19 protein-coding genes are annotated in these 23397 nt (G+C 34.0%); 8 read left to right on the forward strand and 11 right to left on the reverse strand.

Annotated features, from left to right (window positions below):
* Positions 1 to 5 precede the first annotated feature (5 nt).
* The 3 genes from KZH69_RS14285 to KZH69_RS14295 form a co-directional block, all read right to left on the reverse strand.
* Positions 6 to 1796, reverse strand: a complete 1791-nt coding sequence (locus KZH69_RS14285) for a TonB-dependent receptor (protein ID WP_219318157.1) — start codon at positions 1794 to 1796, stop codon at positions 6 to 8.
* Positions 1797 to 1860: 64 nt separating this feature from the next.
* Positions 1861 to 2724: a PhzF family phenazine biosynthesis protein gene (locus KZH69_RS14290; protein ID WP_219318158.1), complete on the reverse strand. Its 864-nt coding sequence runs from the start codon at positions 2722 to 2724 to the stop codon at positions 1861 to 1863.
* An 8-nt stretch (positions 2725 to 2732) separates the two neighbouring features.
* Entirely contained in the window at positions 2733 to 5747 is a 3015-nt protein-coding gene (locus KZH69_RS14295) for a tetratricopeptide repeat protein (protein ID WP_219318159.1), read from the reverse strand.
* A 216-nt stretch (positions 5748 to 5963) separates the two neighbouring features.
* Here KZH69_RS14295 and KZH69_RS14300 point away from each other — a divergent pair, with 216 nt between their 5' ends.
* On the forward strand, positions 5964 to 6647 hold the full coding sequence (locus KZH69_RS14300; RefSeq protein WP_219318160.1) for a cell division ATP-binding protein FtsE: 684 nt from the start codon (positions 5964 to 5966) through the stop codon (positions 6645 to 6647).
* Positions 6647 to 7534 carry a glycosyltransferase gene (locus KZH69_RS14305; protein WP_219318161.1) on the forward strand — a complete coding sequence of 296 codons (888 nt, stop codon included), beginning with the start codon at positions 6647 to 6649 and terminating at the stop codon, positions 7532 to 7534. The genes KZH69_RS14300 and KZH69_RS14305 overlap by 1 nt, the downstream gene beginning before the upstream one ends.
* A 3-nt stretch (positions 7535 to 7537) precedes the next feature.
* On the opposite strand, the gene KZH69_RS14310 is transcribed toward KZH69_RS14305, so the two are convergent.
* From KZH69_RS14310 to KZH69_RS14320, 3 genes are read right to left on the reverse strand one after another with little or no spacing between them, the layout of a single operon-like run.
* Complete coding sequence (locus KZH69_RS14310; RefSeq protein WP_219318162.1) at positions 7538 to 8629, reverse strand: glycosyltransferase family 4 protein; 1092 nt, start codon at positions 8627 to 8629, stop codon at positions 7538 to 7540.
* Entirely contained in the window at positions 8626 to 9030 is a 405-nt protein-coding gene (locus KZH69_RS14315; RefSeq protein WP_219318163.1) for a sugar 3,4-ketoisomerase, read from the reverse strand. The genes KZH69_RS14310 and KZH69_RS14315 overlap by 4 nt, the downstream gene beginning before the upstream one ends.
* Position 9031: 1 nt before the next feature.
* Positions 9032 to 10135, reverse strand: coding sequence for a glycosyltransferase (locus tag KZH69_RS14320; protein WP_219318164.1), 1104 nt, complete (start codon positions 10133 to 10135; stop codon positions 9032 to 9034).
* Between the two features lie 46 nt (positions 10136 to 10181).
* On the opposite strand from KZH69_RS14320, the gene KZH69_RS14325 reads away from it, so the two are divergent.
* Complete coding sequence (locus KZH69_RS14325; RefSeq protein ID WP_219318165.1) at positions 10182 to 11087, forward strand: glycosyltransferase family 2 protein; 906 nt, start codon at positions 10182 to 10184, stop codon at positions 11085 to 11087.
* Positions 11088 to 11101: 14 nt separating this feature from the next.
* Here the strand turns inward: KZH69_RS14325 and KZH69_RS14330 are convergent, their stop codons facing one another.
* From KZH69_RS14330 to KZH69_RS14350, 5 genes are all read right to left on the reverse strand, one after another.
* A complete protein-coding gene (locus tag KZH69_RS14330; protein ID WP_243636333.1) occupies positions 11102 to 11866 on the reverse strand; it encodes an acyltransferase in 765 nt (254 codons plus the stop codon).
* A complete protein-coding gene (locus KZH69_RS14335; protein WP_369410666.1) occupies positions 11859 to 13346 on the reverse strand; it encodes an oligosaccharide flippase family protein in 1488 nt (495 codons plus the stop codon). Before KZH69_RS14335 ends, KZH69_RS14330 begins: the two co-directional genes overlap by 8 nt.
* Before the next feature lie 4 nt (positions 13347 to 13350).
* Entirely contained in the window at positions 13351 to 14430 is a 1080-nt protein-coding gene (locus KZH69_RS14340; protein ID WP_219318167.1) for a DegT/DnrJ/EryC1/StrS family aminotransferase, read from the reverse strand.
* A complete protein-coding gene (locus KZH69_RS14345; protein ID WP_219318168.1) occupies positions 14427 to 15404 on the reverse strand; it encodes a GNAT family N-acetyltransferase in 978 nt (325 codons plus the stop codon). The genes KZH69_RS14340 and KZH69_RS14345 overlap by 4 nt, the downstream gene beginning before the upstream one ends.
* A 271-nt stretch (positions 15405 to 15675) precedes the next feature.
* Positions 15676 to 16281, reverse strand: coding sequence for a trimeric intracellular cation channel family protein (locus tag KZH69_RS14350; protein WP_219318169.1), 606 nt, complete (start codon positions 16279 to 16281; stop codon positions 15676 to 15678).
* A gap of 149 nt (positions 16282 to 16430) precedes the next feature.
* On the opposite strand from KZH69_RS14350, the gene KZH69_RS14355 reads away from it, so the two are divergent.
* From KZH69_RS14355 to KZH69_RS14375, 5 genes are all read left to right on the forward strand, one after another.
* Positions 16431 to 17216 carry a TrmH family RNA methyltransferase gene (locus KZH69_RS14355; RefSeq protein ID WP_219318170.1) on the forward strand — a complete coding sequence of 262 codons (786 nt, stop codon included), beginning with the start codon at positions 16431 to 16433 and terminating at the stop codon, positions 17214 to 17216.
* Between the two features lie 74 nt (positions 17217 to 17290).
* A complete protein-coding gene (locus KZH69_RS14360) occupies positions 17291 to 18841 on the forward strand; it encodes a serine hydrolase (protein ID WP_219318171.1) in 1551 nt (516 codons plus the stop codon).
* Between the two features lie 209 nt (positions 18842 to 19050).
* Positions 19051 to 21270, forward strand: a complete 2220-nt coding sequence (locus KZH69_RS14365) for a RelA/SpoT family protein (RefSeq protein WP_219318172.1) — start codon at positions 19051 to 19053, stop codon at positions 21268 to 21270.
* A 333-nt stretch (positions 21271 to 21603) separates the two neighbouring features.
* Positions 21604 to 22083, forward strand: coding sequence for a Fur family transcriptional regulator (locus KZH69_RS14370; protein ID WP_219318173.1), 480 nt, complete (start codon positions 21604 to 21606; stop codon positions 22081 to 22083).
* 18 nt (positions 22084 to 22101) lie between these two features.
* Positions 22102 to 23373, forward strand: a complete 1272-nt coding sequence (locus KZH69_RS14375) for an adenylosuccinate synthase (RefSeq protein WP_219318174.1) — start codon at positions 22102 to 22104, stop codon at positions 23371 to 23373.
* Positions 23374 to 23397 lie beyond the last annotated feature (24 nt).

Consider the following 23397-nt stretch of genomic DNA (forward strand, 5'->3'; position numbering starts at 1 on the left):
TTTTTTTAAAAATCAAATTTATAATTTGCTCCCAACATTACTTGGAAACCTTGAACGGGATAATTCAACCATTTTTGGTACCCATTATTCATAATGTTATTGGCTTTTAAAAAAGTTGTAAATCGTTCGCTGTATTTGAATCGAACATTGGCATTCAAATCAAAATAACCATCCAATGTGATTGGTCCAGGAGCAGTAACATAAACAATATTTGTATTCAACTGTTGGTCTTTGCGTTCGCCTACGTAAAACAAATTGATCCCAGCGAACCATTTGTCAGTAACGGCAAAATCAACTTTCGAATTCAATTGAAGCTCTGGTAAATTCCAAGCTTCTGATTGTGTTTTATTGGTATAACTGTTAATCGTTGCATCAGCCTCCACAGTTACACCTTTCATCAAATCGGCTTTTATTTCTCCATATAAACGCATAATTTTCATGTCATCGTAAATTACCTGAAATGAATTCCCGAAAGCATAATTGGCATTGGTGTCTTTTTCATTATAGTCATTACTCTTGAACAATGCCTTATTTTCGTCATATATATAGCATGCTTTTATATCATAACTCACAGTACTTGTCAATTTCCCTTTTAATCCTGCGTGAACATCATACAATTCATTCGTTGGTTTTATATATAATGTTGGAGAAACGAATGGATTTCCATCAACAAAATCTTGATAAGTATTTTGTTGTAAATTCCCAACCGCACTCGCATAAAATATCATCAAATCTCCCACCACTTTATAAGAAGCAGTAACCGATGGATAGATATAAAATTTATTTGTGTTATTTTCTTTCCCCATACTATATACCAAGCCTGCTCCAATATCAATGGTCCAATCATCTCTTTTCATTACAAAACTGGGCACTATTCCCAAGTTTGTAAATCCATACTTAATATCTGCAGTATTGGTTTCTAAATAATTTTTCTTGAAACTACCATCTACATAATCCACAAACACTTTGGTTTTTATGGCTTCGTCCATAACATCAAATTTAAAAGTTGGCGCAAGCAAAAATCGATTCTCGGAAGAACTGAATGCATCCGAAAAATGTATAAGTTGAAGATTCACATCATTTACAATCCCTTCTTCAAAAGCAAGATTTCCACCAGCCGTAATCGTATTGTACGATTGTTGTGGATTAATACCATTGACTAATGCCATACTCTCTGGAAGCGTTAATGTATTCCCAAAATCGGCTGGCAAACCATACCAATTGTAAATTTGGTTTTGATAACCCAGTTTCACATTCCAAGACATTTCTTGTTCGTTTGACCCATAAATCAAATCAATTTTGGTATCATAATAAAAGTCGTCCAACGTAATATCTTTTATACCACCCTGAGAAGAATTATGGCGAAACATTCCTCCTATATATTCATTGTTATTCAGATCTTCATTCACGTACAATTCGGCATTGAAAGCACCGTAATTTCCAATACCAAGAGTTGCATAATTCTTAAACAATCGATCTTGTTTTGCTTTTTCAACACTTTGAGCATTTCCTTTGGAAGGAGAAAAAGTAGACGCAACGGGAAAAGGTAAAATAGAATATTTCACAATCTCTTTTTTTGCATTCTCATCCGTTGTTATTACGGGAACTTCTTTTATTTTGAAAGCATCAGAAATTGTTGGAGTATACGGCTTCACCACATTTACCACCTCGGTTCCAATATTATCTTTTTTGTCTTGGGCAAAAGAAAATTGTGAAAATAGCAAAAGAAAAATCCCCACTCTTCCCGAGAACCTAGATTGTTTATTTACGAATGCTCTTATGTTTTTAATTATCATCTTTCTTTTTTTCTATCTACCGTTTTCTGTTCTGACTTCTTTATTCTGTAATCTGTCTTCTCCTTTACACTTCCCATTCTCCTTTTGCAATAAATTGCGTTTTGCCACCAATTTTTATATCAAAATTATCCCCAGTCAATTCCCCGTCAAAATAGATTTGAGAAGGTCTATTGATGAAATCACCTTGATGGTTAACCATTTTAATTTCTGGCGAATGATATTTCAAAAGATAGGCCTGCAAGCAAGTACTCGCACTCCCTGTCGCTGCATCTTCGATCAATTGATTATTTTCGATACAAAACATTCTGCTGTAAAGCTTTCCTTTATCGAAACAATACAAATACAGTGCTCTATGATTTGTTTTACAATGCCATTGCAACCACTCATTCATTTCTCCCAAATCAAAACGTACACTTTCTAAAGCCTTTATACTACTCAAAGGAACAATCACAAACGCACTTCCTGTAGTCACTTCCTGAATGGGCAATTTATCCTCAAAATCGGCACTGGTTAAATTACTAAAAGACAAAATATCTGACTTTGAAAAAATATCCAAAAAACGAGGTTGTGCCGCCTGCAACCAAACTAAATCTCCCGATTGTTGAATCGGAATTTCGCCAATTGGCACCGATAATTTAAAATTTCGAGGATGAGTTTCTACTATTTTATTCATCAAAACCCACGAAGTCCCAATTATAGGATGACCTGCAAATTGCATTTCACTAACAGGAGTAAAAATTCGAATTGACGCACTGTTATTTTCAGGTTGAATATTAGTAATAAAAGTACTTTCAGCAAAGTTAATTTCGCGTGCTATTTTCTGCATCTCTTCTGAACTCAATCCATCGGCATCCAAAAAAACCGCTAGTTGATTTCCGGCATATTTTTTCTCTGCAAAAACATCTACTATATAAAAAGGTAATATCATTTGCTTTTCTATTTAGTTATTGATGAATTTGTTTTGGCTTCTTCTGCTTTTATTCTATTCAATTCGGTTTTGGCTTCTTCAACCACATCCGAATAATCCGCGAAATTTTCAATTACATTATCTAGTACATAAGTCGCTTGATAACTGTCTTTTAATCCGTAATAATTCTTTGCCATTAGAACCAACCCTTTGGCTCCAAAATAGCGGTAACTCGAATAATTTTTAGCTAATTTTTGAATAGCTGTATTCGAAAGCTCAAATTTTCCGTCTTTATTTTTAAAATAAGCGTCATAATACAAAGCTTCTGCAGCCAATTCGCCTTTGCTTACCGTTAATAATTTTGCGTAAGCAGTCTTAGCTTTGGCTTCGTCTCCAGACTGCATGGCAGAACGGGCAACGATGATTTGGGCATCACTTTTTACATTTTCCTCCGCTTTTGGATTCGCCAAAACCTTGTCGGCATAAACCACTGAATTTGGATAATCCTTTGTTTCATAATAACATTTCATCAAATTCGCTTGCGCAAAAGTCTTATTCTGTGGAAAATCTGCTTCTTTTTCTATACGAACCAAAACCGGAATTCCTTTGTCACAATTTTTATCTTTCAAAAATATTTGCGCTAATCGAACCAAAGACTGCTCGGTATATTCGCAACGAGGCTGACTTATCACATACTCATAATTAGGAACCGATTTACTTTCCGAGCCTTCGGCGTAATACAATTGTGCCAATTGAAAATTGGCTTTCAGAATATGAACTCCATTTGAAAATTTGGCGACATAACTGCTGTATCCTGAAATAGCCTGTTTGGTGTTATTCAGTTCAAATTGTTTTTCGGCGGCCTCAAAAGTATCGTTATCCAAATCCAAATCAGTAACCGCCACAAAATCCAATGTACGAACCCAAGTAGCATATTCATCTACTTTTCCATTGTCAACATAAATTAGTCGAGCGGTTGATACTGCTTCATACGCTTCGGGAGTTTTAGGATATTCAGAAGCTACTTTTTTAAATTTAGTTATAGCCAAATCATCACGATCCGAATTATAATAAATTAATCCCTGACGTAAAATTGCTCTTGAAGTATACGAACTGTTTTTAAAACCATTTACTAATTTATCATAGGCTTTTATAGCCAAATCTTGTTTGTTTTCGGCAACATACGTATTTCCTAATTCAAACAAAACATCGTCTTGGTAATCTGATTTTGGATACAATGTCAAAAACGCATTCAGTTCCTCAATTTTTTTACTGTTTTTGGAAAGAAATCCATAACAAAGCGCTTTTTGAAAATAAGCATAATCAGCGTCTACACTTTTGGATTCTATTACCTTTATGTAAGCATCCAATGCCGATTGGTATTTAGTTGTTACGAATCTACAGTCGGCAAGACGTAAATAAGAATCATTCAAGCGAAATTTATCGACTTTATTATTGTCTATCTGACTTTGGAAAGAATTCCCGGCAGAATCATATTCTTTCAACTTAAAATTAGCGTAAGCCATATTATAATTGATATTTTTAAACTCAACGGTTTCTTTGGCTTTTGCCAAATCCGAGAACTGCTGATAACTCAATAAAGCGTCTTTGTAATTTTCTAAATTATAGTCCGATTCTGCTTTCCAAAAAGTGGCACGCGCAGTAATAACAGCATCTTTTTGTTCTTTTGCTGCTTTTTCAAACATCGATAAAGACTCAAAATAATTCCCTTCGGTGTATAATTCTAAACCTCTGTAAAAAACTACTTTTTGATAGGCTATTCGGTTTTCAGGAGTTTTGTTTTTCTCCAATAAAACCAATGCTTCCTTATAATTTTTGGATGAAATATAAGAATCAATCAACAGTTTTTCGATAACATCGTTATTCGGATTCGTTGGATATTTATTGATAAAACCCAACAGAATTTCAGGAACACTTTGGTATGAATTCCCAATCTCATAACTCAATTTGGCATAATTAAAGCTGGCATCTTCTTGCAACTTTAAATTGAAATTCATTTCGGAAGCATTCTTGAAAGCATTCAAAGCCTGTTGTTTTTTTCCTGATTCTAAATAACTTTCTCCCAAATGATAATAGGCGTTCTGGGCTATAAAATCGTTCCCATCAATAATTTTATTGAATTGCGAAATGGCATTTTCGTAGTCTTTTTGAACATAATAGGCATAACCCAATTGATAGAAATCGTTGTTACCCCATTTTCCTTTTTTGCCTTTATAACCTACCAAATAAGAAATTGCTTTGTCGTATTGTTTTAAATTAAAATAGCTTTCGCCAATAATTTTATTCAATTCAGATTGCTCAGCAGGAGTGGAATTCGGCATAGCTTTGATTCCTAAATCGATAGCTTTTTGAAAATCACCCGATTTGAAACTCATATCCGATTTGTAATAGGATAATTTCTCAGCATATTTTTCATTTCCTGAAACTTGGTCAAATTGTTTATTGGCTTCTACATAATCATCCGATTCGTAAGCCATAAAACCCATATAGTATTTGCTTTGGGTAGCATATTCATCCGAATTGACAACTCGGCTAAAATATTTTTTTGCTTCTTTCAGTTTTTTGGAATCAAAATAAGCATATCCTTTTTGAAAATTATACTTGTTGCGCTCTCCGTCTTTCAAAACACTTTCATCAACTTTTTCAAACCACTTCATGGCTTCTTTATAATCTCCATGATCAAAATAATAATAAGCTACGTCAATAAAAGCCTGATTTTGTTTCCGACTGGCAGGATGTTCCTCCACAAAACGATTGATGAGTTCCTCGGCATTATCCTGATCCGTACGTATAGCGCAATTAGCAATATAGTAAGCACAATCCGATTGCAACCCCTCTGTTGTAGCAGTTTCTTGAACCTGCTTAAAAATTATTTGAGCCGATGCATATTGTTTGTCTTCGTATAAAGAAAGTGCCTTATCGAAGTCTTTTGATGAATATGTATTAATAGCAGATTGTTGAGAATAAAGGGACGTTATTTGAACAATAAAAAGAAATAAAAAAAGTCCAGGAAGTTTATGCATTGTTGTTTTTATTTAATGTTCAAATATATTTAATCTGTTTCTATAACGAAAGGCTGGTTGCTTTTATTATGAATTATTTTTAAATCAGACTACTCACCTCTGCCTCTCCTCCAAAGGAAAAGGAAACTTGAATTGTTATTTGGAATTTAATTTTTGCGTTTTACTTTTGTATTTGGATTTTATCTTTTTACTTTTACCCAATAAACATATTCTATCATGTCACAATCTGTACTGTCTTTAAAAAACGTAAACATATACCAAGAAGGGAAAATCATTTTGTCTGATGTTAATTTAGAAGTCAATCACGGCGAATTTATATACATCATTGGAAAAACGGGTTCCGGTAAAAGTAGTTTATTAAAAACGTTATATGCAGATTTGCCCTTAACAGAAGGCGAAGGCAAAATTGTAGAATTTGATTTGGCTACCTTAAAAGAAGATGACATTCCATTTTTGAGAAGAAAAATCGGAATTGTTTTTCAAGATTTTAAATTACTCCCAGATCGTTCTGTAAAAGACAATATGCTTTTTGTTCTAAAAGCAACCGGCTGGACGGATAAAGAAGAGATGGATGCCAAAATTGACGAGGTACTTTCTAAAGTAAACATGAAAGACTTTGCAACCAAAATGCCTCATCAACTTTCTGGAGGAGAACAACAACGAATTGCTATAGCAAGAGCATTGTTGAATGATCCGGAATTTATCCTAGCCGACGAACCAACAGGAAATCTTGATCCACAAACCAGCATTGAAGTTCTTGAAGTTTTAAGAAAAATCAATGCTAATGGAAAAACAGTCATTATGGCTACTCACGATTATGCCTTGCTCATGAAGTATCCTTACAAAACATTAAAATGTGAAGACGCTACCATTTTTGAAGTGGTACAAAGAACGGTGTAATGTTATCAATTCTTATCCCTGAATACAATTACAATACATTTCCACTAGTTTCAGAATTACATAAGCAGTGCTTAAATTGTGGAATTCAGTTTGAAATTTTATGTCAGGATGATGCTTCAGGCTCAAATTGGAATACCGAAAACCAAAAAATAAACGCTTTAAATAACTGTTCCTTTTTTATTAATAATTCCAACCTAGGAAGAGGAGAGAACATCAACTCATTAGTAAAAAAATCAAAATTAGACAGGTTGCTCATCATGGATTGCGACACTTTTCCAACCCAAAATAATTTTATACAAAAATATTGCGAAGTCATTCCGAATACATCAGTCGTATTTGGAGGTATTCAATACAAAAAAGAAATACCTTGCAAAGAGGAGCTTTTACGCTGGGTTTACGGAAATAAAAGAGAATCTATCTCTGTTCACTACAGGAATGAAAACCCAAATTTAAGGGCATTAACTTCCAATTTGTTGATCAAAAAAGAAATTTTAGAACAAAACCCTTTTGATGCAACCATTACAAAATATGGCTATGAAGATTTGTGTTTTCTCTCGGTATTAAAAACAAAAAGCATTAAGGTTTCTCATATTGATAATCCAACCTATCACTTGAATTTAGAGACTTCGGTTGTTTTTTTAGACAAAACAAGAACAGCTATTGAAAACCTAGTTAACATTATCAATTCAGGCAAATTCCCAAATATTGAGAGCAAAATCAATTCGGTTTATATTATTTTAAAAAAGTTAAGACTCGTTGCAATAACTACTTTCATCTTCAAAAAAACTGAATCAACGATAATTGCCAATTTATTTTCTAAAAATCCGTCCCTTTTTCTATTTGACCTTTATAAATTGGGCTATTATTGCAGTATTCAATCCAAATAATTATTACTTCACCAAACTTTCAAAAAGTGATTTCCATTGTTGCATTATGCTTTCAAAATCATAATTCTTTACACTCTCTTTCGCCTTTTTACCCATTTGCATTCTCAAATTTTCATCTTCAATAAGCAATTTCAGTTTTTGAACGAATGAATCTACATTTCCATCTTCAATCAAAAAACCATTCTCCTCTTCATTGATAATGGCTCTCGGACCAGTTGGACAATCATAGGCAATACAAGGCAAACCAGAAGCCATTGCTTCAAGCAACACCATAGGAAATCCCTCGGAACGTGAAGTCATAACAAATAGCGCTGAAAACAAGTATTTTTCTGAAATATTTTTTACAGGTTCATTTAAAGTCACATTGAATTCCATTCCCAACTCTAGAACTACAGATCTTAAATGCGCTACCGAATCTCCATAAATTTCCAAAACCCAATCGGGGTGTTTCACGATCACTTGCTGCCAAATAATCAGTAATCTATCTAATCCTTTTTCATAAGAATTTCGGGCAACTGCAATTACTTTTTTAGATTGTAAATCTGACCTATTTTCGCTTTGTATCCACGATGGATTTGAAATTACCAAACCGTTGTTCACATTCCATTCTTTCAAACTTTCATCGGACAACGCTACTACTTTTGAAAATTTATTGGCACCAAAATCTTTGAATTTATATTTAAAGGAGCGTTTAAATTTTGAAATAAAATTCGAATTTAAACGACTTTCTTCAATATACTTTGAGCCATGACATTCAAAAACAATAGGAACTGCATCAGAAAAAATAAATGGAATCGTAAAGGCTTTCAGACCATTATCACAAACCATAATAACATCCGGTTGAATGATTTGTATTTTACTTTTTAAAGATTTCCGAAAAGAATTAAAGAAATTAAAAATCGTTCCCTCCAGCATCATATCATGAAAAATAATCTTTTCATGGAAAGAATAGAATAATGGAAAGTTCCCATGATTTTGGGTAAGAATATGAAGTTCATAACCAAAATTCTCGATAAGGTAATTCAGTTTTAAAGACAAAACTCTGGCGACTCCACCTTCATTATTTAGTTTAGGAACTATATAAAGCAACTTCATTTTTTGGAAATCAAGAATTCATCAAAGTCTCTTATATAATCCTCTTCCAAAAAATCATCCGAAGCCAAAACCAAACACACAGCACCCGAAGAAAAATTTTCAAGTTCACGCCAAATCCCTGTTGGAATCAATAGGCCAATACTTGGTTTATTCATCAAATAACGCTTCTTTTCAATTCCGTCATTTACCGTTACTTCAAAACTTCCGCTTAAAGCAATTAGAACTTCCTGTTGATTGATATGAGCGTGGCCTCCCCTAAAAGCATTACTTGGCACATCAAAAAGATAATAAACCCGCTTGAATTCAAAGGGCAAAAAATCACTTTGAATGATTCCTAAATTCCCTCTTACATCTTCAACAACAGGTATTTTTAATAATTGAATCGCGTTTACTGTTTCCATTTTAAATTGTGTTAATTTGCATTAAATCCAACCATTGTTTTCCTATTGTATCCAACAAAAATGGAGTAATACTTTCTTTTGCATTTTGCTTGCAATATTGATACACTTTTTCATCTTCAACCAATTCATTCATAGCTTCGGTAAGTTTTTCTATATTCTGATCTTCAACCAGAATTCCATTTTTTAAATTACTGATAGTTTCTCTTGGGCCACTAAGACAATCGAATGAAACTACTGGTGTACCACAAGCCAATGACTCTAAAATAACATTTGGCATTCCTTCATTTTTACTACTCAAAACTAAAAACTGAGCATTTTTTAGATATTTAAAAGGATTATTTTGATACCCTAAAAAGTGAACAAAATCGTTTACATTAGATCCTTTTGCTACTTTTTTCAATTCTTTGCTATCTCCTTCTCCAACTATTACAAGATGAATTTGTTTGTCCTTTAAAACAGAATTGGCATAACTCAAAATCAATTTATCAAACTGTTTTATATTGTTTTCATATTGTCCAATTGCAATTATGTATTCAAAATTAATAGCAATCGGTTCATCACACTTTTCATAAATCTCCTCCAAATTAACCGGATTTGAGATCGTAATTAAATTCTTTAATTGATGTTTTTTCACAATTAAATCATGCATTTGATTGGTTAGCGTCACATTAGCAAAACAATGATTATACATTAATCGCGTTAACCATGAATTATTAGGCATATAATGATCAATCAAAAAACTGTGAACTGTAAAAATTGTTTTAGCATTATAAATAAATCTAGCCAAAACCAATTCCTGTATGACTTTGGTTCGAAATCGGAAATCAATTATAAAATCAAAATCATTTTCTTTAAGATACTTTCTCAACGAATCCAATCGTTTCATTTTATTGAATAAGCCATTACTTTTATTCTTCAACAAACCCAAATTGACCAATTTCCCAGAATACGGATATGAAACTTCATCCAAAACAATGATAATATGAACATCAATATTATTTTTAGCAAAGAAAACAGACAAATTCGCCATCACTTTATCACTACCCCCTCCACTTAATCGATAACCGATTAATGCAATTTTATATTTTTTGTGAGGCAATATCATTTTCGTTTTGTTATTTTCGTCTCAAATATAACTATTTTAAAAAATAATGCAGCAGGACAATCCACTCGTTACTATTATTTGTTTGTGCTACAACCACGAAGCCTACGTAGTTGAGAGTTTGAATTCTGTCATTAATCAATCGTATCCATCAATTGAACTCATAATCGTTGATGATTGCAGTACCGATTCTTCGAAAGCCATAATTACAACTTGGCTCAAAAAAAAACCTGAAATTCAGTTTGTAGCCAATCAAGCCAATTTGGGAAATACCAAATCCTTTAACAAAGCCCTAAAACTGTCCAAAGGAGAATATGTAATCGACCTAGCTGCTGATGATATTTTATTGCCCAATTGTGCGGCGTTACAAATCGATGCTTTCAAAAACAGCTGCTACAAAAACCTCGGTGTTGTTTATGGCAATGTTGAATTGATTTCAGAAAATGGCTCGTTCGACTCTTATTATTTTCCGGTAAACCATCAAAAAAAAGCAATCGAAAACAGAATTACAGGAGAAATTTATCAATCGGTTCTTTCTGGAGGTAATAGTATTTGTTCGGTATCAGCCATGATTAAGAAAACGGTATTCGATCGTTTACAAGGTTATAATGAAACATTGGCTTATGAAGATTTGGATTTTTGGATTCGGGCTTCTCGCCTATATGAATTTGATTTTATCGACGAACCTCTTGTTCAAAAAAGAATAGTTGCAAATTCATTAGGGAGTGATTTCTTCAAAAAAAATGATAGTCGAGCCAAGAAAATAAATCATTCTACCTACTTAATTCTAAAAAAAGCAACAGCACTAAACCAAACCAGAGCCGAAGATTTGGCTATTCAAAAAAGAGTACATCATGAAATTATACACACATTAAGGATTAATGAGTTTGGTTTGTTTTTGAAGTTTATCGGATTACGGATTTTGTTGATTAAGAGAAATTTTTTTAAACATTGATTATTGTTTGAATACTATAACTGAACAATCAAATACTTCATCAAAGGCTCTTTCTCGTTTTCCCAATCACGGCTATAATTATTTTTCAAGAGCTTGACCGGAATCCCTCCTAATAAAATATTACTTCCAAAATTTGTATAATCTTTATTGCACAAAGAATTTGAAGCAACAACACAAAAATCAGGAGTTCTAGTATTTGGCATTATCGAAATTCTGTTGGAAAATGCATTATAACTACCAATATAGATTGGGCCTTTTAGCGGATAATGTTCACCTGTCAGTGTGTTTATCATAGGGTGAAAATTGGTGTCCATAATTTGTGATTCATGCCCTATCCTTGACCAATCTCCAATAACAAGTTTATGGGTACAAATCACCTTAACACTGGACCCTAAACAAGACATATACCCAAACTCACAGTCGGCATTTTCGCCGACATACAAAATAATATCTTTCCCCATATGTGCGTATCCATTGAATGTTAGCTTTCCATAAAGTGAAAGTTGCGCAATTCCTTTAGATCTAATTTCTATTTCAAATTGTTGTCCAAATCCAATCATCGCTGTTTTGATTGGTCCGTTTATTTTGATTTCACCTTGAATGCTTTGAAAATGAACCTTCCCGTAAAAAAAGACAGGAAGCTTTTTTGCGGTTTGAAAAGGAAATTTTTTAAAATTAAAATAAAGCGTTTTTGTCCAATTTACAGAATAATAAAATTTTAATTTATGATATATCGAACGCAATTTGCAATACATTTTCTTCACCATCTTCTTAAACATTTTTTTTCTTATTAATCGAATTAAATAAAAACTTAAGGCCTATTTTTTCATTCAAATGGTACAAAACAAATCCTAACGATAAAATTATCATAACCGCCATCAAGCTGTATTTTAAAATTGGATTTGGTATGTATCGCATAAAAAAAGTGGCAACGCACATGACGATGCAAATCATATAAGCACGATAAAATTCAGCATCAAAACAGAAATCATACCGCATCTTTGTAATGATTTTTACAGCGAATAAATGTATTAAATAATAAATCAAGAAACTAAAGCCAAGTCCTTCTAAACCATAAAAATAATATCCCAGTATATTTAAAATCACAGACAAAAAATTAAATCCTAAAGCGGTTTTAATAAAAATTTTCGAATCTCCTTTCGCAATTAATATATAACCCATTGACCACGAAACAGCCCGAAACAACATCGCCAGTATTCCAAAACATACCATTGGGATAATCGAAATGAATTTTGACGTATATAAAATTTTTATAATAAGCGGAACAAACGTTAAAAATAGAATTATTATTGGAGTTATGATAAAGATGGACATATAGGATTGCTCCATCACACTAATCCTAATTTTTTTGTTATCGTTGCAAATTGAGGATAATTTCGGAAAATAATCGGTACTCATTACTGTAAAAACAATTCCCACATAAGAATTCAGCAAAGTAAAACCTGCATTATAAAATCCTACCTCTTTTAAACCTCCATTTTTTCCAATATAAATCTGAATGATATAAGATGCCAATAATGTCAGTAATCCACTTAATGTAAGCATCACTCCAAGTTTGATTATGCTTTTCCCTTCAATGATTAGTTGGGCATTAGAAACAGTCGATTTTTCAATTTTAATCTTTCTTGAATAATAAAAAGATACCAACAAAGATGAAACAGCCGTTACCACAATCGTTGGTACAATGGCATCAATTCTATAAAAATAATACAAAGGAGCGGAGAACAACAGTCCTATCAAATTTCCATAAAAATTAGCTTTGGCCAATATTTTTAATTTTCGTAATCCTTGAAAAACCACCATTTGCCCTACAGACAACTGCTTAAACAACAACGTTATTGACAGATAAACAAACAGATAGCTGTAATTTGAATTACCGAAAGTGAGTTCGCTTAACCAACTTGAAAACAATGTAACCATCAATGTTCCAAAAATCCCCGTTACAAATGCAATTTTTTTAACTATTGCAATTATTGGAGAGACCGTGTTTAAATCTGCTGAATTATACTGTTCAGAAATGTGTTTTATGGCAGATGTTTCTATTCCCAAACCTGTAATGCCGCTAATCATATTCAGTGCTGAATTCAACAACGAAATAATTCCCATTCCAGCTGGTCCAATAAATATTGCAATCAATTTTGTCCTCACAATTGAAATAATAATATTTAAAAATTGCATCCCGCCAAAAATAGAGGTCGCTTTTACAATTTGCAGATATGAAGATTTACTTTCGGACACTATTTCAATATTTATTTAAAATTTCGACAACATAATCCACCTCCTCCAATGTCATAACTGGACTTATAGGCAAACTCAATACTTCTTTGTGTATTTTTTCGGTTATCGGGAAAGATAAATTATTCCACGATTCCAAAGCCTTTTGCTGATGTGGTGGAATCGGATAATGAATCACCGTTTCTATATTATTCTTTGCTAAATAGTTTTGTAGATCTTCTCTGTTTTGGGTTCGAATAACAAAAAGATGAAAAACATGATTGTTACTTAAATCCCAAAAAGGCAAAGTGATTTTATCATTCTTTATTTCGGACAAATAACCTTTGGCAATGGATTTTCGTTTTTCATTATCGGTATTTAAATTGGATAATTTCAGGTTCAAAAAAGCGGCTTGCAATTCGTCTAATCTGGAGTTAACTCCTATAAAATCATTTTGATATTTGATTTCTGAACCATAATTGCGAAGGGATTTTATGGTTTTTGCGAGCTCGGCATCATTCGTTACTACAGCACCTCCGTCTCCAAGAGCTCCGAGATTTTTTGTTGGATAAAAACTATATGCTACTGCCGATTGTTGATTACTGATTGCACCTGATGATTGTGCTGCATCTTCAACCACAATTAAATTATTTCGATTCACAATTTCATTTATAGCATCCATTTCGGCCAATTGACCATAAAGATGAACGACTAGAATGGCTTTGGTTCTTGATGTTATTTTATCTTGAATTAAAGTCGGGTCAATATTATAAGTTTCTAACTTTGGCTCGACCAAAATTGGTACTAAATCAGCTTGAAGAATGGCGAGTATACTGGCAATATACGTATTGGCGGGTACAATAACTTCGTCTCCTTTTTGCAGTTTTCCCAGTTGAATATATCCTTTAAAAATCAGTGTTAGTGCATCTAAACCATTCCCTACTCCTATGCAATATTTAGCACCACAATATAGAGCAAAATTGGCTTCAAACTCCTGAACTTCCTTGCCTAAAATATACCAACCGCTAGCCAAAAACGATTTCAATTTCTCTTGAAAATCAGCTTCATAGGGTTCGTTTATTTTTTTTAGATCTAAGAATTTTATCATTTTACAACATTTTCAAGTTTTGAATAATTAATCGTTTCTACTTCATAAAAATCCTGTACTACTGTACTTGCACCAAAACTTTCTTTCCAAAAAGACAATCCTTTATTGAGTATTCTTTCTTGATTTTTATTAGAAGTTCCAAAATCAAAAAAACGTTTCTCCTTAAAAACATCGGTAATTAAGTGATGGTATAAAAAATCTAAACTCCCAGTTTCATTTTTGTTCTTATCTGCGGAAATATATTGCGAATGAATTACATTTTCGCTTTCAAACAATGTTGCTCCTGCTACAATTTGGTCTTTGTAATACACATTAAATTGGCGAATATTTTTGGGAAAATTCTTTCTTAAATTTGTGATCTCTTCCAAACTATGAACTGGCTTTGCATTGTGCTTATCTTTCAAATTTGGAATTAATATATCATTCCAAAAATCTTCAAAATCATTCACTTCTTTAATTTCTAAACTATTTACCATTCCTTTTTTTACTCCTTCTTTTCTACCACTTGTAATTAAAATTGGTTTAGACAAATCAATTACAGAAAGTGTTTCTCTTCGAATCAATTCGGCTTCCGCCAAAAAGAGAGCATAATTCAATTCTTCGGCTGGTTTGTTATGATAGATGGACGGAATGGTTTTGATCTGGATTTTGAAAATTTTGTTTTCGTTTAAATAAAATAGAATGGCTTGAAAAACTAGAATTACCGAGGCTAATTTCAGCTTCTCTCCATAAACTAAACCACCATAAGTCAGCCCTTGATGGGAATAGACAAACTCTCCTGCTCTATTGGCTGGCAATACAGCTACTAACTTTTCATTTTTATAAACCATTAAAGAATAATCCTCGAATCGGTCTTTGTGGTAGTCCATAAAATCACGATTAAACAGAAAAGTAGCGTTCTTGGCTTCGCTTATAAAAGCATTCCAATTGGCATAATCACTTTCTTGATATCGTTTTACGGTGTAGTTTTTCACAATTGAATATTAAAGAGTGGAAAAGTACACATTTAGGGTAATATTATAAATACGAATGACAAAAAACTTCTTTACTACATTTGGCAATCACTGTTTTTGATTTAAGTCCTCACCATCATTTTCAGCACTTTGTTTGCCGTTTGCCTGCGAGAAGGATGGAAGCAAGCTACCGAAGTAGCGCGTACAGCCTGACCGCATTAAGGAAAGTGGCCTAATAACCGGTATAGATAAGCAGGCCGCTTTTCTTAATGTGGTCTCGCCAAAATGTTTCTTATTTTTTATGTTCTATGGGAGAAAGATGCCACTTGTATTTTACGGCCATTAGGCGAACGGCAATAATGACCAATGAGGTAATAAGGTATAAAACATCATTCTCCAGATTCATTTTTCGGAGGATGAAAAATACGATTCCGCCCAGAATACAAATGGTTGCATAGATTTCTTCCCGGAAAATTACTGGGATTTCTGTACATAAAATATCTCGGATGACACCTCCAAAACAGGCAGTCATAGTTCCCAAAGCAATACAAATCACTGGATGAAGCTGATAATCTATTCCTTTTTGAATACCGATTAAGGTAAAAACGCCCAATCCGATGGTATCGAATAAGGCTAATGAAGTACGGAGTTTGTCTAATTTTTTTCGGAATAGAATTGTCAAAATAAAACCTAAAATAATCACATACACATAAGTCAAATCCTGCATCCATCCCACAGGTGTACGACCAATCATGACATCACGCAAGGTTCCGCCTCCTACTGCAGTGACAAATGCAATGATAAAAACGCCAAACGGGTCTAGCTTTTTGCTCATTGCAGTTAGTGCACCTGACATTGCAAATGCCATGGTTCCGATGATATCAAGTAGATGAAACATTGAGATTTTAGAATTTAGTTCCGATAATTATCGGAGCAGATTATACTTAAGATTTCAAAATTAAATAAAAAAGGACTTACTATTGATTATTTTAAGAATTTAAAAAATGGTAGTACCTTAGCACCTTAGAAACTTATTCCTTTAGAGCCTTGAAACAAATCACTTCCATCCAAAATCCTTTTATAAAATCCTTGGTGTTATTGCAGGAAAAAGCAAAAGCCCGAAAACAATCGGGAACGTTCTTGATTGAAGGAAAACGTGAAATTGCTTTGGCCTTAAAAGGTGGATATGAAATAGAAACGATTTTGTTTTTACCTGAAGTTTGTCCAGAAACGGAAACCCGTAAATTATCGAATAACGCCGAATTAATAGAAATTAATAAAGATGTCTATCAAAAACTGGCTTATCGTGATACCACTGAAGGGATTTTGGCGATTGCCAAAGCCAAATCGATGCAACTATCCGATTTACAATTATCCGAAAACCCATTGATTATTATTGCCGAAGCTCCAGAAAAACCTGGAAATATTGGTGCCTTATTACGTACCGCCGATGCAGCAAATCTAGACGCCGTGATTATTGCTAATCCAAAAAGTGATTTGTACAATCCCAATGTAGTTCGGTCAAGTGTGGGCTGTTTATTTACCAATCAAATTGCCACGGGATCGACTACTGAAATTATTGCATTTTTGAAAGAACGAAATATCAATTTTTATTGTGCCACTCTGCAAAACTCTACTTCCTATCACACACAGGATTACACTTCACCAACAGCTTTGGTTGTTGGAACAGAGGCCACGGGATTGACGCAGGAATGGCGTGATGCTGCCACTCAAAACATCATTATCCCAATGCAAGGTGAAATAGACAGTATGAATGTTTCGGTTGCTGCGGCGATTTTAATATTTGAGGCCAAAAGACAGAGAGGTTTTTGATTTTAGATTGCAGATTTTAGACTGCAGAAAATAGATAGTAGAATATGGATTTCGAATTTAATTACACCAAAAACATGAAGAAAGTTAGCTTTTCCCTTTTAGTACTGCTTACATTTAGCATTCCTTCTTTTGCTCAGATTTCCGACCAAGAAGTGGACAATGTAGTCAATAGAGCTTTAACCGCTTTTAATGTTCCCGGAATTGCGGTAGCCATTGTAAAAGACGGAAAAATAGTTCTTGCTAAAGGCTACGGAGTAAAATCGATAAAAACGAATGAAAAAGTAGATGCGAATTCGCTTTTTGGCGTTGCATCCAATAGTAAAGCATTTACAACAGCTGCTCTTGCAATATTAGTAGACGAAGGCAAACTAAAATGGGATGATAAAGTCATTACTTACCTACCAAATTTCAAAATGTATAATGATTATGTAACCAATGAATTTACGATTCGGGATTTACTCACGCATAGAAGCGGATTGGGTCTTGGCGCTGGTGACCTAATGGTCTGGCCAGGCGGAAGCGATTTTACACCGCAAGATATCATCCAAAATCTACAGTACTTGAAACCGGTTTCTGCTTTTAGAACACAATATGATTACGACAACCTTTTATACATTGTAGCAGGCGAAGTTGTCCATAAAGTAAGTGGCATCAGTTGGTGCGAATTTATTGAAACACGAATCATGAAACCATTAGACATGAAAAACAGTGCCGCTTCGTTTGTTCGATTAAAAGACACCAGCAATGTTATCGCACCCCACGTTCCTATTGATGGAAAACTGAAAGTGATTTCGAGATATAAAAACCAAATACTTGATCCCGCAGGAGGAATATATTCCAGCGTAAATGATATGAGCAAATGGATGATTATGCAATTAAACAACGGAAAATACGGCATCGAAAACCAACAATTATTCTCAGAAAAAGAACACAATGAAATGTGGAGTCCACAAACTATAATCACTGCAACTACAAAACCACCTTACAATACTCATTTTAGTTCCTATGGATTAGGTTGGTTTTTGAGCGATGTAAAAGGGTACAAACAAGTCACACACACTGGAGGATTAGAAGGTATTGTAACCCAAGTTACCCTTATTCCAGAACTGAATTTAGGAATTGTGGTTTTAACCAATCAACAATCGGGATCTGCTTTTAACTCGATTACAAATACGATCAAAGACAGCTATTTGGGAATCAAATCGGATGATTATATCACTATTTACAGCAATCGAATTAAAGCGCACAAAGAATCGACAGATAAAGTTACTGACGACGTTTGGGCAGCTGTAGCTAAAAACAAAAAAGACAACAACAAAATTGACTTCAACAACTATATCGGTACGTATAAAGACAATTGGTTGGGCGAAATTGTGATTAACGAAAAGAAAGGAAAATTGTATTTTGCCTCCAAACGTTCTCCACAACTTACTGGAGAATTATTCCTTTACAAAGACAAAAATTTAGTGGTAAAATGGAACAATCCTTATTTTCAAGCCGATGCCCATTTGTTTTTTGAATATGAGACGACCGGAAAAGCAATTGCAATCAAAATGAAACCCATCTCTGAAATAACTGATTTCAGTTATGATTTTCAAGATTTAGATTTTAAGAGAATCCTTTAGATAACAGTTTGCAGACTGCAGAATTTAGATTAGAGAATATTCATATAAGGCTTTTATAAATTAGAACCTTTAAAAGATTTTTTTTATTCAAAAATTAGCACCCGAATTCTGCAACCTGAATTCTGTCTTCTTAAATCTAAAATCTGCCATCTAAAACCCTTGCACATCTACTAAAAATTTCTTATTTTTAAGAATTGAACCATGCCGTTATGATAGAAATCGATATAGAAAAAGAAAACAAAGCAATTGCTCAAGAATACAAAGAGTTATTACGTATCAGTTATCAAACTTTAACTACGGAGGATAAAAAACTGATACGCAAGGCATTTGACGTGGCCGTTGATGCCCATAAAGACCAACGTCGCAAGTCCGGAGAAGCCTATATTTTCCATCCTATTGCCGTTGCCAAAATTGTAGCTTCCGATATTGGTTTGGGAGCAACTTCTATCGCCGCAGCCTTAATGCATGATGTTGTTGAGGATACTCCAATCACCGTCAAAGACATTGAAAAAATGTTTAATCCCAAAATCGCCCAATTGGTTGAAGGATTAACCAAAATATCATTGGTACAAAAAGACCTTAATGTATCGATGCAGGCTGAGAATTTCCGCAGAATGCTTTTAACTCTCAATGACGATGTTCGGGTAATCCTCATTAAAATAGCTGATAGATTGCACAATATGCTGACTATGGACTCCATGGAGGACCACAAACAGGTCAAACTGGCATCTGAAACTTTATACATTTATGCTCCATTAGCGCATCGATTAGGACTTTATAAAATAAAAAACAAGCTAGAGGATTTAGGATTAAAGTACACTGAACCTGAAAGATACAATAACATCGTTAGCAAAATAAGAGAAACCAAGGAAGAACAAGATTTGTATATCAAAGATATTTCCGAAGTACTCCAAAAAGCATTAGATGAAGAAAACATAGATTACATTATCAAAGGCCGCCCTAAATCCATTTATTCCATCAACCGAAAAATGTTGGCACAAAATGTGACTTTTGACGAAGTCTACGACAAATTTGCCCTGCGAATAGTCTATAAATCCAATCCGCACGATGAAAAATTTCTCGCTTGGAAAATATATTCTATCGTAACCGACCATTACAGACCCAGCCCAAGTCGTTTGCGTGACTGGATTTCTTCACCAAAATCAACTGGTTACGAGGCTTTACACATCACCGTAATGGGACCAAAAGGCCGTTGGGTAGAAGTGCAAGTACGAAGCGAGCGCATGGATGAAATTGCCGAAAAAGGATATGCAGCACATTACAAATACAAAAACGGAGCCACCGAAGAAAACGGTCTCGATGTTTGGTTAAATCTTTTGAAAGAAGCCCTTGAAAACTCGGAAACCAGTGCAGTCGATTTTGTCGAAGATTTCAAAATGAACTTGTATTCCAAAGAGATTTATATTTTTACCCCAAAAGGTGAAATCAAATCCCTTCCCAAAGGCGCCACCTCACTGGATTTTGCTTTTAGCATTCACTCCGAAATTGGAATAAAAACCAGAGGAACCAGAGTCAATGGGAAATTAGTTCCTTTGAATTACGAGTTAAAAAGTGGAGATCAAGTCGAAATCATCACCTCTCCTAATCAGAAACCAACCATCAACTGGCTGGATTTTGTGACCACTTCAAGAGCAAAAAATAAAATTAGAAACGTCCTCAACGAAAACACCAAGAAAATCGCCGAAGACGGAAAAGAACTTCTTACCCGTAAACTAAAACACCTCAAAGTAAGCTTAAATGAGCAAACCATCAATGAGTTGGTCAACTTTTTCAAACTAAAAACCAGTCTGGATTTATTTTACAGAGTGGGCGTTGGTTCGATTGACAACCAACAATTAAAGGATTATGCTGCTCAAAAAAGCAATACTTTGATCAACTTTTTCAAAAACAAAATCAAACGCAGCAACAGTACTGCCGATATTGACATACACAAACAAGTCATCAGCAGTAATTATGACATGTTGGTTTTTGGAAAATCGCAAGACAAACTCGATTACAAATTATCCACATGTTGCAACCCAATTCCAGGAGACGAAGTTTTTGGTTTTGTCACTATAAATGAAGGCATCAAAATTCATAAAAAAGATTGCCCAAATGCCATTGCACTACAGTCCAATTATGCGTACCGAATCATGCAGGCCAAATGGATCGACTCTACCCAACAGGACTTCAAAGCCACCATCAACATTATGGGAATGGACACTTTGGGATTGACTAACGAATTGACAAAAGTGATTTCAAATAACATGAATGTCAACATTCAAAGTATTTCTCTCAACGGGGAAGCGGGTATTTTCAAAGGACAAGTATCCGTAATTGTACCCAACATCACCATTCTGAAAAAATTAATGGACAACATCAAAAAAATAGACGGAATCGACAAAGTAACACGAGTATACAAAAACTAATAAAATACAAAATAAACTTTAGCACTAAAAATTGTGATAATCACAACCAAAATACAAAAACAAATAGTTTCAAAAATCATTTGGGCGTGACCCAATTGAGCAAAGGGGCTTACCCATAGCAATGCTTACAAAGCCCCTTTACTCAACTGGGTCGGGCTATCCGCACTACTTTGGTAGTCAGCTCCTATCCCTCACGCGTTAATCCAAGCAACTTAGTTTTTATAAAAAACCACATACTATCCGTCATTAAACCGTAAAAAAATAAAAGGCTGGATTCACAATTAAAACTCTAAATTTTTATACTTTTAAAATAAAAATTTATCTTTGCAAGATATGACACTCATTTCCACCGATAACAACAAAAATCAAGAGATTGTAAAAAATGTTTTTACAATGTATCTCGAAAACAAAGGACATCGCAAAACCCCAGAACGTTATGCTATCCTTCAAGAAATATACGAAAGTGAAGAACATTTTGATATAGAAAACCTATATCTCAAAATGAAAAACAAAAACTACCGTGTCAGTAGAGCCACCCTTTATAATACCATCGAATTATTACTGGACTGCGCCTTGGTTCGCAAACATCAATTCGGACAGAATCAAGCACACTACGAGAAATCCTATTTCGATAAACAACACGATCATATTATTATGACCGATACTGGTGAAGTAATTGAATTTTGTGACCCACGAATTCAAACTATCAAAAAAACAATTGAAGAAATTTTTGATATCGAGATCACCAATCATTCCCTATACTTATACGGAAACAAGAAAAAAACAAACGCAGAAAATACAATAGAAAATTAACTACAAATAAAACATAGAATGACTGTAGATTTATTATTAGGATTACAATGGGGAGATGAAGGAAAAGGAAAAATTGTTGACGTTCTTACATCAAATTATGATATAATCGCTCGTTTTCAAGGAGGTCCAAACGCAGGACACACTTTAGAATTTGATGGAATAAAACACGTTCTTAGAACTATTCCTTCTGGAATTTTCCATAAAACAGCCATTAACATTATAGGAAACGGAGTGGTAATTGACCCAGTAGTTTTTCAAAAAGAAATTGAAGGTCTTGCCAAATTTAATTTGGACATCAAAAGTAAATTAATCATTTCCAGAAAAGCACATTTAATTTTACCAACACACCGCTTACTGGATGCTGCTTCTGAAGCTTCAAAAGGAAAAGCAAAAATTGGTTCCACACTGAAAGGAATTGGACCAACTTACATGGATAAAACCGGTAGAAACGGTCTTCGTGTTGGAGATACTGAATTAGAAGATTTCGAAGAGCGTTACAGAGCATTGGCTGACAAACACGAAGAAATGATTAAGTTCTACGATGTTAACATTCAGTACAATTTAGCTGAAATGGAAAAAGAATTTTTCGAATCTATCGAAGTATTAAAATCATTAGACTTTATTGACAGTGAAGAATACTTAAACCAAGCCCAAAGAGCAGGAAAATCTATTCTTTGTGAAGGTGCTCAAGGTTCATTATTAGACGTTGACTTTGGAACCTATCCATTTGTAACTTCATCTAATACTACTGCAGCTGGAGCTTGTACAGGTTTGGGAATTGCTCCAAACAAAATCAAAGAAGTGTACGGAATTTTCAAAGCTTACGTAACTCGTGTAGGAAGCGGACCTTTCCCTACTGAACTTTTTGATGAAGATGGTGCTACAATGGCCAGTGTAGGAAACGAATTTGGATCCGTTACCGGAAGACAAAGACGTTGTGGATGGTTAGACTTAGTAGCTTTAAAATATGCTGTTCAAATCAACGGAGTAACACAATTAATGATGATGAAAGGCGATGTTCTTTCTGGATTTGAAACATTGAAAGTTTGTACTGACTACAACTACAAAGGAAAAACAATTTCGCATTTTCCTTACAACATCGAACCGGAAAATGTAACTCCAATATTCAAAGAATTCAAAGGATGGCATCAAGATTTAACGGGTATGACCACTTACGATCAATTGCCTATTGAATTAAAAGAGTACATCGAATTTATAGAAAAGGAAGTTGAAGTTCCAATAAAAATTGTTTCTGTTGGACCAGACAGAAAACAAACAATTCTTAAATAATAAAAAAACGTCCCGATACATCGG

Source organism: Flavobacterium taihuense (assembly GCF_019351435.1).
Classification (GTDB): Bacteria; Bacteroidota; Bacteroidia; order Flavobacteriales; family Flavobacteriaceae; genus Flavobacterium; species Flavobacterium taihuense.